This window comes from Streptacidiphilus neutrinimicus, assembly GCF_000787815.1.
Lineage (GTDB): Bacteria > Actinomycetota > Actinomycetes > Streptomycetales > Streptomycetaceae > Streptacidiphilus > Streptacidiphilus neutrinimicus.
In genome coordinates this window covers 136,717-151,644 of the sequence record NZ_BBPO01000003.1, presented here as the reverse complement: position 1 = coordinate 151,644, position 14,928 = coordinate 136,717, and the positions used below count along the sequence as shown (strand labels likewise).

11 protein-coding genes and 1 pseudogene are annotated in these 14,928 nt (G+C 73.9%); 3 read left to right on the top strand and 9 right to left on the bottom strand.

Annotated elements, in window-relative coordinates:
• The 3 genes and pseudogenes from TR48_RS44195 to TR48_RS03675 all read left to right on the top strand — a co-directional run.
• Window positions 1-930: pseudogene (locus TR48_RS44195) on the top strand (hypothetical protein); the annotation flags it as partial.
• Between the two features lie 28 nt (window positions 931-958).
• Window positions 959-1,402 (top strand): NlpC/P60 family protein, encoded by a 444-nt coding sequence (locus TR48_RS03680; RefSeq protein WP_042364365.1) that lies wholly within the window; start codon window positions 959-961, stop codon window positions 1,400-1,402.
• Between the two features lie 115 nt (window positions 1,403-1,517).
• Window positions 1,518-2,162 (top strand): TIGR03086 family metal-binding protein, encoded by a 645-nt coding sequence (locus tag TR48_RS03675; protein ID WP_042364364.1) that lies wholly within the window; start codon window positions 1,518-1,520, stop codon window positions 2,160-2,162.
• A 45-nt stretch (window positions 2,163-2,207) separates the two neighbouring features.
• On the opposite strand, the gene TR48_RS03670 is transcribed toward TR48_RS03675, so the two are convergent.
• The 9 genes from TR48_RS03670 to TR48_RS03630 all read right to left on the bottom strand — a co-directional run bounded on the left by TR48_RS03670 (window position 2,208) and on the right by TR48_RS03630 (window position 14,663).
• On the bottom strand, window positions 2,208-3,011 hold the full coding sequence (locus TR48_RS03670; protein ID WP_042364363.1) for a TrmH family RNA methyltransferase: 804 nt from the start codon (window positions 3,009-3,011) through the stop codon (window positions 2,208-2,210).
• Between the two features lie 23 nt (window positions 3,012-3,034).
• The gene (cobA, locus tag TR48_RS03665) at window positions 3,035-4,261 is read right to left on the bottom strand and encodes a uroporphyrinogen-III C-methyltransferase (protein WP_042364362.1); all 1,227 of its coding nucleotides are present in this window, start codon (window positions 4,259-4,261) and stop codon (window positions 3,035-3,037) included.
• Between the two features lie 217 nt (window positions 4,262-4,478).
• On the bottom strand, window positions 4,479-8,357 hold the full coding sequence (cobT, locus tag TR48_RS03660; protein WP_042364361.1) for a nicotinate-nucleotide--dimethylbenzimidazole phosphoribosyltransferase: 3,879 nt from the start codon (window positions 8,355-8,357) through the stop codon (window positions 4,479-4,481).
• Window positions 8,358-8,699: 342 nt separating this feature from the next.
• Entirely contained in the window at window positions 8,700-9,917 is a 1,218-nt protein-coding gene (gene cbiE / locus TR48_RS03655; protein WP_042364360.1) for a precorrin-6y C5,15-methyltransferase (decarboxylating) subunit CbiE, read from the bottom strand.
• A 463-nt stretch (window positions 9,918-10,380) separates the two neighbouring features.
• On the bottom strand, window positions 10,381-11,007 hold the full coding sequence (locus TR48_RS03650; protein WP_042364359.1) for a GNAT family N-acetyltransferase: 627 nt from the start codon (window positions 11,005-11,007) through the stop codon (window positions 10,381-10,383).
• A 102-nt stretch (window positions 11,008-11,109) separates the two neighbouring features.
• Window positions 11,110-11,955: a MetQ/NlpA family ABC transporter substrate-binding protein gene (locus TR48_RS03645; protein ID WP_042364358.1), complete on the bottom strand. Its 846-nt coding sequence runs from the start codon at window positions 11,953-11,955 to the stop codon at window positions 11,110-11,112.
• 58 nt (window positions 11,956-12,013) lie between these two features.
• Window positions 12,014-12,790 carry a methionine ABC transporter permease gene (locus TR48_RS03640; RefSeq protein ID WP_042364357.1) on the bottom strand — a complete coding sequence of 259 codons (777 nt, stop codon included), beginning with the start codon at window positions 12,788-12,790 and terminating at the stop codon, window positions 12,014-12,016.
• The gene (locus tag TR48_RS03635) at window positions 12,790-13,773 is read right to left on the bottom strand and encodes a methionine ABC transporter ATP-binding protein (RefSeq protein WP_042364356.1); all 984 of its coding nucleotides are present in this window, start codon (window positions 13,771-13,773) and stop codon (window positions 12,790-12,792) included. Before TR48_RS03635 ends, TR48_RS03640 begins: the two co-directional genes overlap by 1 nt.
• Before the next feature lie 377 nt (window positions 13,774-14,150).
• Window positions 14,151-14,663 (bottom strand): GNAT family N-acetyltransferase, encoded by a 513-nt coding sequence (locus TR48_RS03630; protein ID WP_042364355.1) that lies wholly within the window; start codon window positions 14,661-14,663, stop codon window positions 14,151-14,153.
• Window positions 14,664-14,928 lie beyond the last annotated feature (265 nt).

The following is a 14,928-nucleotide window of genomic DNA, read 5'->3' as shown; positions in this document are numbered from 1 at the left end:
CCCCCACGCCACCCCGGCGAGCCCGCACGTCACTCGGGCGAGCATCCGACGCGTCGCGCGAGGCCCGCACCCGGCGCGCGCACCCCGTCGCCGCGGACCCCGTCCCCCCGTCCGGCGCGCAAGCCGTCCGGCGGGCCCCTCCGCACGCCGCCGCCCGCCCGTCCGGGCGGCCCTGCGGCGCGGCGTCGGCTGCTGCGGCAGCGGCTGATCGTGTTCATCACGGTGACCCTGGGCGTGGCGCTGGCCATCGCCACCGCGCAGGGCTGCGAGAACCGGACCGCCAAGGGCAGCGGGGCGGTGTCGCCGTCCCCGCAGGGCGCCAGGGCCTCCGCGGCCGCGCCGGCCTCGGCGCAGGACGCCTCGGCGGGCCTGACGGCGGTCGCCGCGAGCGACCCGGCGGAGCGTGCGGTCGCGGCCGTCGACTGGGCTTCGCGCTCCTACCAGGACCCCGCCGACGGCTCGCGCATCGACCTGTCGAACGGTCACGGCACCGCTCCGGGAGCGCCGGTGACGCTGACCACCGTGCTCGCCGCCCGCTACCAGGGCGAGGCCGCGGCGGTCGTCGTGCTCACCCGCCGGGACCGGGCCGTGCCGGAGGACATGATCGAGCTCTACCGGGTCCGCAGCGGTGCAGAACCGGTTCTGCTGGCCGCCCACGCCACCACCGGGGACCCCAACGGCACCAGCGTCTGGCAGATCCAGAACGGCGCGGTGCTGCGCGAGGAGCGCACGCCGCAGAGCGGCGGGCGCACGGTCAGCACCACCCGCTACACGGTCGCCGCGAAGGGCACGATGACCGAGACCTGGCCGGGCACGGGCGCGGCGTCCTCCCCGGCCGTCCCCTCCTCCTCGGCGTCGGCCCCGGGATCCGGCTCGCCCGCCGCCCAGGCCCTCGGCTCCTCCCCCACCGCGTCCCCGGCCCACGGCTGATTCCGGGCCGGGGAGCAGGACGGACCACGTGGACCTCCCCCGGCACGAGGCCGTCCCGGACCTCACGGCCCTCCTGTCGCCCGAGCTTCTCCACGTGCCGTACGTCGCCGCCCGCTACCCCGGCTCCCCCGCGGTGACCGCCAGACCGGGGCTCGCGGACGGGGCCAACTGCCAGCTCTACGCCTACGCGGTCCTGGCCCACTTCGGCCTCCGGCTGCCGCCGTTGCGCTCCGCCGAGCTGTGGACGGACCGCACGGCGACGCGCGAGGTCCCCGCTCCCGAGCCGCTGGACCTCCTCCTCTTCGCCCCGACCGGCGACCCCTACGGCGCCCATCTCGGCGTCTGGCTCGGCCCGGACCGGGTCCTCCACCTCTCCCGCGAGGTCGGCCACCCGGCCCTCTGGCCCCTCGCCGCCTTCCGCGCCCGCGACCGCTACCGCGTCCTGCTCGGCCTCAAGCGCGTCCGCACCTGAGGCCGCTGAGCGCCCGCGACGCGTGACTCGCTCGACGCGCCGGGGGTCGGTCCCGCCGGGTGGGGGCGATTGCCGGGAGACTCGTCCCCGAGGGACGAATCGGAGGAGGACGGCCATGGCGACAGCGGATCCGGGGACAGCGGGGTTCCGGCCCGTCGACTTCCGCCCGGCGACCGACGTGGTGGCCCGGCTCGTGCGCGGGGTGCGCGAGGAGCAGTTGGACCTGGAGACGCCGTGCGGCGGGATCTCGGTCGGTCGGCTGCTGGACCACATCGACGGGCTCAGCGTCGCGTTCGCGGCGGCGGCCCGCAAGGAGCGTCTGCCCGACGGCGGCCGGGCGCGGGAGCCGGACGCGTCACGCCTCGGGGAGGACTGGCGGGACCGGCTGGCGGCCGGATTGGACGCGCTGGCCGGGGCCTGGCGGCCCGAGGAGGCATGGGAGGGCGTGACCATGGTCGGCGGCCTCGAACTGCCCGCGCCGGTCGCCGGGGCGTCCGGCCTGGACGAGGTGCTCGTCCACGGCTGGGACCTGGCCGCCGCCACCCGTCAGCCCTTTCCCGGCTCGGACCGCTCGCTGACCGAGGCGCTGGAGACCGCCCACGCGTGGGTCGGCTCCGTCGCCGCGCAGAACCCCGAGGGCGTTCCGGGCCTCTTCGGCCCGTCCGTCGCGGTGCCCGAGGACGCGCCGCTGCTGGACCGTCTGCTGGCCCTGACCGGCCGCGACCCGGGCTGGGAGCCCGGGCGGGGCCCGGTCGTGTAGCGCGCGGTCGTGTAGCGCGCGGTCGTGCAGCGCGCGGTCGCGACCTCAGGGAGAGGTGGCGTAGAAGGCCACGGCCGAGGCCGCGGCGACGTTGAGCGAGTCGACGCCGTTCGACATCGGGATGGTGACCCACTCGTCCGCCGCACGCAGCGCCGCCGTGCTGAGGCCGTTGCCCTCGGTGCCGAAGACGAGCGCGACGCGCTCGTGCCCGCGGGCGGCGAACTCGTCCAGGGAGATCGCGTGGTCCGCGAGGCAGAAGGCCGCGATGGTGAAGCCGGCGTCGCGCAGCTCCGTGAGCCCGTCCGGCCAGGGATCGAGGACCGCGTAGGGGAGGCTGAGGGTCGCCCCCATCGACACCTTGACGGCACGTCGGTAGAGCGGGTCCGCGCAGCGCGGGCTGAGCAGGATGGCTTCGACGCCGAGCGCGGCGGCGTTGCGGAACGCGGCGCCGATGTTGGCGTGGTCGACCAGGTCCTCGAAGACCGCGACCCGGCGCGCGCCGGCCAGCACGTCCTTGACCGGCACGGCCGGCTTGCGCTGCATGGAGGCGAGCGCGCCGCGGTGCACGTGGTAGCCGGTCACCTGCTCGGCCACGGCGGGCGTCACGGCGTAGACGGGCGCCGGGACCTCGTCGATGACGTCCTTCAGCTGGTCGATCCACTTGGCCGAGAGCAGCATCGACCGCATCCGGTAGCCGGCGATCCGCGCGCGCCGGATCACCTTCTCGCCCTCGGCGATGAACAGGCCCTCCTCCGGCTCGCGGCGGCGGCGCAAGTCCACGTCGGTGAGCGCGACGTAGTCGTGGAGGCGCGGGTCCTCCGGGTCCTCGATGGTGATGAGCTCGGCCACGGTCGAATCCTTCCCCCTCGGGCTCAGCCTGCCAAGGCGACGACGTCGCCGATCACGACGATGGACGGCGGCCTGATCCCCTCGGCGGCGACGACGTCGGCGACCGTCGCGAGCGTCGCGCGCACCACGCGCTGCGCGGAGGTGGTGCCCTCCTGGATCACCGCGACCGGCGTCTGCGGCGCGCGCCCGCCCGCGACCAAGGCGGCCGAGATGGCGGCGATCCGCTCGACGGCCATGAGCAGCACCAGCGTGCCGCGCATCTTCGCGGCCGCGTCCCAGTCGACCAGCGAGCGCGGGTCCTCGGGCGCGACGTGCCCCGAGATGACGCTGAACTCGTGCGTCACGCCCCGGTGCGTGACCGGGATGCCGGCGGCGGCCGGCACGCTGATGGAGCTGGAGATGCCCGGCACGACTGTGACCGGCACGCCCGCCTCGGCGCAGGCGATCAGCTCCTCCATGCCACGCCCGAAGACGTACGGGTCGCCGCCCTTGAGCCGGACCACGAACTTGCCCGCCCTGGCGTGCTCGATCAGCGCGTTGTTGATCGCCTCCTGGGCCATGAACCGGCCGTAGGGAATCTTCGACGCGTCGATGACCTCGACGCTCGGCGGCAGCTCGTCCAGCAGCTCGCGCGGCGCGAGGCGGTCGGCGACCACGACGTCCGCCTCGGCGAGGAGCCTGCGGCCCTTGACGGTGATCAGCTCCGGATCGCCCGGCCCGCCGCCGACCAGCGCGACGCCCGGCGTCCGCCCCCGGTGGTGCGCGGCGGCCAGGCTGCCGTCGCGGAGGCCGCCCACGATCGCGTCGCGCAGGGCGACGGAACGGCGCGGGTCACCGGAGAGGACGGCTACGACCGTCCCCTCCTCGCGCCCGCTGGCCGGCGTCCACGCCGAGGAGGCGGCGGCGTCGTCGCTGCGCGCGCAGAAGATCCGCTGCGCCTCGGCCTCGGCGGCCGCGGCGGCGTTCGTGGCCGGGTCGGAGGTGGCGACCATCGCGTACCAGGCGTCGGCGAGGTCGCCGTCCTGGTAAGCACGCTGCTCCCAGCGGAGCTCGCCGGCATCGGCCATCGCCTGGACGGCGGGGGTCGTCTCCGGGGAGACGACCACGACGTCGGCCCCCGCGCTGAGGAGGGCCGGGAGCCGCCGCTGAGCGACCACGCCACCACCGATCACGACGACCCTCCGCCCGGCGAGGCGCAGGCCTACGGGGTACGGCGGGGTGGCCTCGTCGTCGAGCGGGGCGGTGGGCATGGGCACTCCCGGGAACTTTGCGAACGGACGTGGAGAACAACCAGGGGCGCGGGGACTGCGCGAACGACCACCCTGCGCGGATGGCCCTGTTCGTTCAGGGGCTCACCACACGGGGTGGCTCGTCGCGCAGTTCCTCGCGCCCCCAGCAAAGTGCAACTCCCGGCAGTGGCGAAAGGTGATCCACCGCACGTGCAGAAGCGATTCGCCCGGGTAGGGCCTAGTGCTTCTCGGTGACACCCGCCGAGTCGAACGTCGCCACGTCGTGCATCGCCCGTGCCGCCGACTGGACCAGCGGGAGCGCCAGCAGCGCGCCCGTGCCCTCGCCGAGGCGCAGGTCGAGGTCGATGAGCGGACGCAGGCCCAGCTTGGCCAGCGCGGCCTTGTGGCCCGGCTCCGCCGACCTGTGGCCGGCGATGCACGCCGCCAGGACCTCGGGGGCGATCGCCTTGGCGACCAGCGCCGCCGAGCCGGCGATCACGCCGTCCAGGATGACGGGCGTGCGCAACGACGCCGCGCCCAGCAGGAAGCCCGCGATGGCGGCGTGCTCCAGGCCGCCGACCGCCGCCAGGACGCCGATCGGGTCGGACGGGTCCGGGCGGTGCAGCTCCAGCGCCTGGCGGATGACGGCGACCTTGCGGGCGTGCGTCTCGTCGTCGATGCCCGTGCCGCGGCCGGTGACGGATGCCGGGTCCTCGCCGGTGAAGACGGAGATCAGCGCGGCGGCGGCCGTGGTGTTGGCGATGCCCATGTCGCCGGTGACCAGCGCCTTGTTGCCCGCCGCGACCAGGTCGCGCGCCGTCTCGATGCCGACCTCGAGCGCCCGCATGGCCTCCTCGCGGGTCATCGCGGGGCCCTGCGTCATGTCGCCGGTGCCAGGGCGGACCTTGCGCGGCAGCAGGCCGGTGGTGCGGCCCGAGTCGAGCGCCGGGGGCAGCTCCGAGGCCACGCCGACGTCGACCACGCAGACCTCGGCGCCCAGCTGGCTCGCGAACGCGTTGATGACCGCGCCGCCCGCCAGGAAGTTGCCGACCATCTGCGCCGTGACCTCCTGCGGCCACGGGGTCACACCCTGGGCGTGCACGCCGTGGTCGCCCGCGAAGATCGCGACGCACGCGGGCTCCGGGATCGGCGGCGGGCACTTGCGGGAGAGCCCGCACAGCTGCGCGGAGATTATCTCCAGCATGCCCAGCGAACCGGCCGGCTTGGTCATCCGCTTCTGGCGGTCCCAGGCCTCGCCGAGCGCCTTGGCGTCCAGCGGGCGGATGCCGCGCAGGGTCTCCTGGAGCACGCTGTGCGGCTCCTCGCCCGGCAGGGCGCGGCGACCGTAGGTCTCCTCGTGCACGACCCAGGAGAGCGGGCGCTTCTTGGCCCAGCCGGCCTGCGCCAGCTCCGGCTCCTCGGGGAACTCGTTGACGTAGCCGACGCAGAGGTAGGCCACGACCTCCAGGTGCTCCGGCAGGCCCAGCTCGCGGACCAGCTCCTCCTCGTCGAAGAAGCTGACCCAGCCGACGCCGAGGCCCTCGGCGCGCGCCGCGAGCCAGAGGTTCTCGACCGCGAGGGCGGCCGAGTACGGCGCCATCTGCGGCTGGGTGTGACGGCCGAGGGTGTGGCGGCCGCCCCGGGTGCGGTCGGCGGTGACCACGATGTTGACCGGGGTCTCCCGGATGGCCTCGATCTTCAGTTCCTTGAACTGCTTGGCGCGGCCCTTGGGGAGCGACTCGGCGTAGATGTCGCGCTGACGCTCGGCCAGCTCGTGCATCTTGGTGCGGGTCTTGGCCGAGCGGATGACCACGAAGTCCCACGGCTGCGAGTAGCCGACGCTGGGCGCGGTGTGCGCGGCCTCCAGGACCCGGATCAGCACCTCGTGCGGGATCGGGTCGGAGCGGAAGCCGTTGCGGATGTCGCGGCGCTCGCGCATCACGCGGTGCACGGCCTCGCGCATGTCCTCGGCGTAGCCCGGAGCGGCGTCGCCCAGCTCCTCTGCCTCGGCGGCAGGGGTCTCGTCGGTGGCCTCCGCGCGGTCCTGCTCGCTCTGGGCGGCGGGATCGGCCAGCGCGTCCGCGGCCGGGGAGGGCTCGCTGACGGCGGCCGGGACGACGGCCTCTGACGTCTGGTGCGGGATGGTCGGCTCGACGGCCGCCGCCTGTGACGGCTCGTGGGCCGACTGGGCTTCCTGCGTCTCCGGCACCTGCTCGACGGCCTGCTCCGCCACGATCTCTGCCTCCACCACGTCCGACTTCCCCGGCGCCTCGGTGCCCGGCTGCGCGCCTGACTCCGCGCCCTGCTCCCCCACCGGCTGGTCGACCGGCTCGACGACCGGCTCAGCCGCGACCTCGGCGACCTCGGCGGGCGCCTCGGCGCCCGGCTCGGTCCTGGACTCGGTCACCGGCTGGGCGGCCGGCTCGGCCGCCGATTCGGCGGGGGTCTCGACGGCCGTCTCGGCGACGGGCTCGGCCGACGTCGGCGCCTCGGCCTCGGCGGGCTGCTCGACGGCGGGCTGCTCGGCGAGCGGCTGTTCGGCCTCGGCCGCGGGGCCGGCGGCGACGGGCTCGGCGACCGGCTCGACCAGCAGCTCGCCGGTCAGCAGGCCGCTGCCCTGCGCGGTCTCCTCGGGCTGAACCGGAGCGCGGGTCTGGGACGGCGGGGCGAGGAACGAGGCGATCCGCATCGGCGCAGCGTCAACGGCCCCGCCCTGCACCGGAGCGACCGGCTCGGACGTGCCCTCGGCCTCGGCGGACTCGGCCGCGACGGTCGACTCGGCCACCGGCTGGGGCCCGGCCACCGGCTGGGGCTCGGCCACCGGCGCCGCCGCCTCGACGGCGATCGGCTCCATGGCGATCGGCTCCATGGCGATCGGCTCGGCGGGCTCGACCGCGACGGGCTCGACCGGGACCGACTCCATCACGAACGGCCCGGAAGCGGTCGCCTCGGTGGGAACGGCCTGCTCGGCGGCAGGCTCGGCAACGGGCTCGGCGGGAGCGGCCGTTCCGTTCTGCAGCGCGGTCTCGACCTGGGCGGCCGAGCCGCCCAGCGTGCTGTCCGGGGACGGCATCTGCATCGGGACGGTCACCGTCACGGTGGCCGTGGCCCCGGCGGCGGCCTGGGCGGCGGCGGACTGGTCCAGGTACTCGGGCGCGCCGCCGAGCGTCGCTGGCCCGTTCGGGGCCGCGACGCCGTAGGGAGGCGTGCCCGCCGGGAGCGAGCCGTTGCCGCCGTGGCTGCTCGGGCCGCGGTCGGCGAGGGAGCGGACCGGCACCTGGCCCGTCATCAGGGACGGGTCCGGGATCGGCGGCCCGGCGTGCAGCGGGCGGCGGGGCGCGGCCTGCTGCGCCTGAGCCTCCCCGCCGTCGGCGGCGGACGACTCGAAAGCCTGCGGCGTCGGGGCCGCCGCGGCGGCCGGAGCCGCGACCTCGGGGGCCGGGAGGCTCTGCCCGAACTGCTCGGCCGGCCCGGTCTGCTCGGCCGGCTCGATCTGCTCGGTCGGCGCGAAGGTCTCGACCGGGAGGCCGGACATGCCGGCGGCGGCGAGGTACGGGTCGGTGGTGTAGCCCTGGGCGGCGTACGGGTCAGCCGCGGACAGGTCACCCGGCAGGCCCGGCTGCTGACCCACCGGGGCCGACTGGCCGAGGACGGACGACAGCGGATCGGTGAGCGGGTCGATCGCCGGAGGCGTCAGCGGCTGCGACGCGGACGCGTGCGGAACCTCGGCCCCGGGGGGCGCCATGGGGGGCCAGGAGGGCGCGGGCGGCTCACCGTGCGCCGGTGAGTGCGTCTGCGCGCCCGGCTCGTAGGTGCCCGGCATGCCCGGCATCTCCATCCCGGCGACACCGGGCTGACCCGGGACGATGGGAACGACCGGCGGAAGGTGCTGCGCCTGGGGGTACTCCTGGCCGCGGGCGCCCTCGTTCCACGCGCCCTGCGGGCCGGGCATGAGCAGCTCGTCCTCCTCCTCGTCGACGTCGTCGAGGAAGGTGTAAGCAGGCCGGACACCCTGCACGGGGCCCTGCTCGGCGGCGTAGCCGACGTGCTGCGGCACCTGCTCCGGCTCGAGGCCCGGTACCTGGCCCCCGTGGGGGACGTTGCCGGTCTCGCTCATGTCACTGGCTCCTTCCAGGGCCGCCTGGCGTCCACGGCACCGCGGCTGCGGCCACGACACCCACCGTTCCGGTCCTCGCCTCACTGCGACGGACCGGTGCACACCCCGCCCGCCACAAAGAAGAACGACAGAACCGTGGCAACCGGCACGATCGCCCCGGCCACACCGGCATTCTTCCGTCCCACCGGGGGCCATGGCCAACGCGCACGCCCGACGATGCTGTGGCTTCCGCCACGTTGCATCGCGCCCCTCGGGACACGCCGTCAGCCTACCTGCCGTCAGTGACGCCGGACGCCACGGTCTTGCGCGGCGGACACACTCCCCGGCTCGTCCACGAAGCCTTCACGCGCGGTCCCCCCACAGCACCCACCGGGGCGCGGAAGCCCCCAACTCGCCTTCCGCATCGAGCGAAGAGGACTGCAGCAGGCTGCCTTCGGCGCGGTATCCGGACCGCGCGAAAGCGCGCCGAACCTCCTCCAGCTCCGTCGTGGTGCGCGGCAGGGCGACGATCCGCTCCGGTCGCCGGGTCAGGCAGGCCTGGAGCACCGCGGCCCCCTGCCGCACGAGTACGACGTCGGGCTCGGGCAGGTCGGCGAGCACCGCCGGCGCGGCGCCGAGCACGGTCTGCACCTCCACGCCCGCGCGGCGCGCGCTGACGTCCAGTCGGGCGCAGGCGTCGGGGTCCTGATCCACGGCTATGACGGCCGCGCCGCAGCGCGCGACGTCCACGGCGAGCGCGCCGTCGCCGGCCCCGACGTCCCACACCAGATCGCCCGGCCGCGGCCCGAGCCGGGCCAGCGCCAGCGCCGCCACGGGCGCGGGCAGTTCCGCCGTCCGTCGTTCCGGCGCGGGCGACGGCGGCTCGGCGGGCTGCGCCCAGCCGCGTCCGGCCTTGCCGGGGAAGTCGACGGGCCGCCCGGCCAGCCATCCCGACGGCGGCAACGTCCCGCCGTTGCCCGAGCCGCCGATCACCAGCACCACGTTCGGGTCCCGCCACAGGTGGTCGGGCACCCGGTCGGAGGTGAGGACGGTGACGTTCTCCTCAGGCGTGCCGAGGGACTCGCAGATCACGAAGGTGCGGTGCACGTCGCGCATCATGAGCGCGAGCTCGGAGGGCCCCGCGCCCGGCGCGGTCAGCACGGCGACCTTCGGGTGGGACCGGCAGATGTTGACGGCGCGGCGGAGCCCGCGCCCGTGGGTGGAGACGATCTGGGCGTCGTCCCAGGGCATCCCCGCCCGCGCGAAGGCCGCGGCGACGGCGGAGACGGCCGGCAGCACCTCGAGTTCCAACCCGTACTCGGGCCGCCGCAGAGTGCGCACGACACCGAAGAATCCGGGGTCCCCGTCCGTGACGACGACGGCGGTCCCGCGGTGCTCGGCGATGCGCCTCGCAACGAGCTCGACGCTGCCGAGCGCCATCCGCTCGACGCTGGGCGCGAGCCTGAGCGCCCGCAGGGGCACGCTGCCCGCGGCAACGAGGGTGGCCGCGTCCAGCGCGGCACGCGCGGCGTCGCCGAGCGGCGAGCCGTCCCAGCCGATCACGGTCACCCGGTCAGCCATGGCGGTCGCTCCGCACCTTGTCCCCCACCGTCGTCCTCCACCCGGGCCTCGCACAGGCTAGCCGCCAAGGATCACGGGGGCCAGTTGCACCCCCCCCCGCAGTGGGCTTCACCCTGCCAGGGTCAACGGGACTGCGCCGAGATGCGGCTCCGCCGCGTGGGCGCGACCAGGGGGACTTCACTCCCGCACGTCGCTGCAGTCGACAGGGGCGCGAGGCTCATCCGACCTGCGGCTCCGCCGCGTCGGCGCGACCAGGGGGACTCCACTCCCGCACGTCGCTGCAGTCGACAGGGGCGCGGGGCTCATCCGACCTGCGGCTCCGCCGCGTGGGCGCGACAAGCCACCCACGCAGTTGGCAGGCCGAGCGCGCAGGGTCATTCGCACGCCGTGGTTTCTCGCGCGGTTCCCCGCGCCCCGGGACAGTGCACCTGGCCGCGGGAGTGAAAAGTGCAGGACCGAATCTTCAGGACCAGATCGGGTCGAGGTCCTCCGGGAGGAGGCTCCAGATGATGAGGTCGGAGCGGGTGGTGTGTTCCGCGTCCGGGCCGCGGACGAGCCAGGCGCTGCGAAGGACGCCCTCGCTGATCGCGCCCAGCTTCTGGGCGACCTGCTGGGCGGCGATGTTGCCCGCCGCCGTGCGGAGCTCCAGGCGTTCGAACTTCTGGTCCTCGAAGAGCCAGCGGGCCACCGCGTGGGCGATCTCGCCCGCGTAGCCCTCGCCCCGGGCCCAGGGGGCCGTGACGACCTGGAGCTCGGTGCTGCGCAGGCGCCAGTCCGTCGCGCGCAGGCGCACCGTGCCGATCAGACGCTGGGTCAGGAACTCCACCGCGGCAAGCGCCAAGCCGCGACCGGCGACGCGCTCGCCCAGCGAGCGGGTGTGGACCCAGGCCTGCGCGTCGCGCAGGGCGTAGGGATGGGGAGCGGTGGTCCACTGGTGGACCATGTCGTCGTTCATCATCTCGGCGAGCGCGGGGGCGTCGTCGGGATCGAACGCGCGCAGCACCAGGCGATCGGTGTTGATCGTGATCTCCGGGAAGACCGGCGCGCATCCCTTCGGCCCGGACGCCGCCGCCGCATCGCTGCTGCTCATGGAACGATCATGCTCCAGGGTGGGGGCCGCCGTCACCTCTTTGCCGCGGCGTGCCGGGACGCGGAGGTGACGGCGTGTGGGAGAACGAGGCTACTCGCTCCCTCAGAAGGCCGGAATGACCGAGCCCGAGAAGGTCTCCTCGATGTACTGCTTGACCTGCGGCGTGTGCAGCAGCTCGGCCAGCTTCTTCACACGCGGGTCGTTCTGCTCGCCGTCCTTGACGGCGAGGATGTTGGCGTAGGGGTTGCCCTGCGCCTTCTCCAGCAGCAGCGCGTCCTTCTTCGGGTTCAGCTTGGCGTCGATCGCGTAGTTGCCGTTGATGACGGCGGCGTCGACGTCGCCGAGGGTGCGCGGCAACTGGGCCGCGTCGATCTCCTGGAACTTCAGGTGCTTGGGGTTGTCCGTGATGTCGCCCGGGGTCGCCGTGGTCCCCGCGCTGCTCTTCAGCTTGAGCAGCCCGTTCGCGGCCAGCAGTTGGAGCGCGCGGCCCTCGTTGGTGGCGTCGTTGGGGATGGCGACGGTGGCGCCGTCGGCGAGCGCGGCGGCGGACTTCACCTTCTGCGAGTACAGACCCAGCGGCTCCAGGTGGACGGCCTCGACGGACACGATGTTCGTGCCATGGGTCTTGTTGAAGTCGTCCAGGTAGGGCTGGTGCTGGAAGTAGTTGGCGTCGGCGGAGCCGTCCTGGACCGCGAGGTTCGGCGTGACGTAGTCGGTCACGACCTTGACCTGGAGGTTCAGTCCGGCCTTGGCGGCCAGGTTCTTCTGGATGTACTCGAGGATCTGCGCGTGCGGGGTGGGGCTCGCGACGACGACCAGCGGCTTGCTCGCGTCGTTCGACCTGCTGGCGCCGCTCGACGAGGTCGAGGAGGAGCCGCAGGCGGCGAGGGTGAGCGCCAGCGCTCCGGTGGCGAGGGCGGTGGTGGTGAACTTCACGGAGGTGCGCACGAAAAGTGCCCTTCCTTATTGGTGGTGCTTGGTGCGGGTGGATCGGGTGGTGCGGTGTTCAGCGCGAGGTGGAGCCGGTGAGCTCCGGTTCCCGCGCGGGGGTCTCCGCGGCCTCGGGGGCGGCGGAAGTCCGGGTGGGGACGCTCCGGCGGAGCGTCCAACGGGAGGCGGCCGCGGGCCGCTTGTGGTCGAGGCTGCGGGCGAGGCCCTCGCCGGCCAGCTGAACCAGCGTCACCAGGACGACCAGTTCGGCGGCGATGACCCACATGAAGGTGGTCTCGAAGCGCATGTAGCCGTAGTTGATGGCGAGCGTGCCGAGTCCGCCACCGCCTACCGTGCCGGCCATCGCCGAGTAGCCGACCAGCGCGATCACGGTGGTGGTCAGCGCCGAGACGAGCGCGGGCAGCGCCTCGGGCAGCAGCGCCTTGCGCACGACGGCCCAGGTCCCGCCGCCCATGGCCTGCACGGCCTCGACGAGCCCGCCGTCGACGTCGACGACGGCGGTCTCCACGAGCCGGGCGAAGAACGGGATCGCGCCGACGGCGAGCGGCACGGTCGCCGCCTGCCAACCGAGCGTGGTGCCGGTCACCCAGCGGGTGAACGGGATGATCGCCACGATCAGGATGACGAAGGGCAGCGACCGCCCGACGTTCACGACCGTGCCGACGAGCTTGTTCGCGCCCGCGTTCTGCAGCAGGCCGCCGCGCCGGGTGAGCGCGAGCAGCAGGCCGAGCGGGAGGCCGACCAGGACGGTGGCGAGGGTGGCCAGGCCGACCATCCAGGCGGTCTCCTGGGTGGCCTGCACCAACAGCGGCTGCATGTCGTTCCAGCCCATCAAGCAGCCACCTCCACCTGGAGGCCCTGCTCGCGCAGGTAGCCGATCGGCACGACGTTCTCGTCGAAGCTGCCGGGCAGCGAGACGCGCAGCCGGCCGACCTGACGGCCGCCCAGGGTCTCGACGGCGGCGCCGATGATGCTGACGTCGACGTTGTAGGTGCGGGCCAGCTGCGAGATGAACGGCTGGGCCGTCGCCTCGCCCTGGAAGGTGATGTCGAGGAGGGTGCTGCCCTGGAGGGGCTCGCCCTCGCCCAGCGGGAAGAGCTCGCGGGCCAGTTCGGAGCCGGGCCGCTCCAGCAGCTCGTGCAGCGTGCCGGACTCGACGACGCGGCCGCCCCGCATGAGCGCGGCGGAGTCGCAGACGGACTTGATGACGTCCATCTCGTGCGTGATGAGCAGCACGGTGAGGCCGAGCTGACGGTTGAGGTCGCGCAGCAGTTGGAGGATGGAGCGGGTGGTCTCCGGGTCGAGCGCCGAGGTGGCCTCGTCCGAGAGCAGCACCTTGGGGTCGCCGGCCAGGGCGCGGGCGATGCCGACGCGCTGCTTCTGGCCGCCGGAGAGCTGCGCCGGGTAGGCCTTGGCCTTGTCCGCGAGGCCGACCAGGTCCAGCAGCTCCCGTGCTTTGGCGGCACGCTGACGGCGGCTCAGTCCGGTGATCTCAAGCGGCAGTTCTACGTTCTCTGCGACGGTGCGGCGGGCGAGCAGGTTGAAGTGCTGGAAGACCATGCCGATGGAGCGGCGGGTCTCGCGCAGCTCGGCGGGCGAGAGCGCGGTCAGCTCGCGCCCGTCGACGCTGACGCTGCCGGAGGTGGGCCGCTCCAGCAGGTTCACGCAGCGGATCAGGGTGGACTTGCCGGCGCCGCTGGTGCCGACGACGCCGTAGACCTCGCCCTGGCGGACGTGTAGGTCGACTCCGTCGAGTGCGGCGATCTCCCGGCCCTGGGCAGGGTAGACCTTACGCAGGTCAGAGGTGGTGATCACAGTTTTTCCGTGGGTCGGCGCGCGAAGCCGTCCGTGCGGCGTCGTTCGCGCGGGGAGGGGTGTGCGGGTGCCGCCCGGAGCGGAGCTCTACGGGCGGGGCGTGCGCTGGGCGGGAAGGCTCAGCAGCCGCACATTCGACAACAGCGCATCATGCTGCGCATGCCACGACCACCTGCCGGCATCGCGCCGGTGATGTGGGTGTGCGTGGTCGTCGTCATGGGAGCCAGCTAAACACACGGTCGGCGGAACGCCCAAAATCGCTGTCCGAAGAATGAGACGAACAGTGGACGTTCCGCGAAAAATCGCTGGTCGACGCCGTCGGGCAGGTCAGGGTCGTGCCGCCCCGGGGACGTGGGGAGAACCCGGGGCGGCGCGCGTCACGCGGTGGCGGCCAACTGCTCCGCCGGCTGGGCGACCTGCTTCTCCAGCACGATGAAGCTCAGCTTGGTGTTGATCTCCTCGACCTGGGTCTGGCGGTAGCCGAGGCGCTGGTAGAGGCGCAGGTTCCCGACGCTGCGGTGGCCGGTGAAGAGCCGGTAGCCGGTGAGCGGCCGCGGCCCGGAGGCGAGCTGCCGTTCCATCGCGCTGAGCAGCCGGCTGCCGAGTCCGTGCCGCTGCATCCGGGGGTGGACCATCAGGCGCCCTATGCGGCCCACCCCGTCGGCGTCGACCCAGCCGCGCACGCTGCCGACGACCTCGTCGCCCAGACGGGCGACGAGCACATGGTGCTCCTTCAGCTCCGCGCGCAGGCTCTCCAGCGTCTGCGTCAGCGGGTCGATGGCCCAGTCACCGTAGAGCTCCGCCTCGCCCTGGTAGCAGAGGAACTGCAACTTCAGGATCCGCTCGGCGTCGTCCTCGGTGGCTACCGAGGTGGTCACGCTCATGCCCACGCGCTTCCTCCCTTTCTCGTGAGCCCGGCCGCGCGACAGCGAGGGGAGTGCGCCCGGGTTTGCCCTGACCGGAGGTGCGGTCTGCGATGGACGATCTTGCGTCGCCATCGGCATACGTTCCAGTCCCCTTTACCCAGCGGCCTCCGGATTGCAACCTCCCGCCGCGAGTCGGGCGCGACGCGTCCTCGAGCGGGCTCGGGTACTTGTAATTCATCAGGTGATGAATTACCTTCGAGACATGGGGTAGGTCGCACGCCCCAGGGCC

Coding starts and splice junctions, on each gene's coding strand:
- cobT (WP_042364361.1), bottom strand. CDS start 8,357: ATGAGCGAGACCGGCAACGTCCCCCACGGGGGCCAGGTACCGGGCCTC.
- TR48_RS03675 (WP_042364364.1), top strand. CDS start 1,518: ATGGCGACAGCGGATCCGGGGACAGCGGGGTTCCGGCCCGTCGACTTC.
- TR48_RS03650 (WP_042364359.1), bottom strand. CDS start 11,007: ATGAGCAGCAGCGATGCGGCGGCGGCGTCCGGGCCGAAGGGATGCGCG.
- TR48_RS03640 (WP_042364357.1), bottom strand. CDS start 12,790: ATGGGCTGGAACGACATGCAGCCGCTGTTGGTGCAGGCCACCCAGGAG.
- cbiE (WP_042364360.1), bottom strand. CDS start 9,917: ATGGCTGACCGGGTGACCGTGATCGGCTGGGACGGCTCGCCGCTCGGC.
- cobA (WP_042364362.1), bottom strand. CDS start 4,261: ATGCCCACCGCCCCGCTCGACGACGAGGCCACCCCGCCGTACCCCGTA.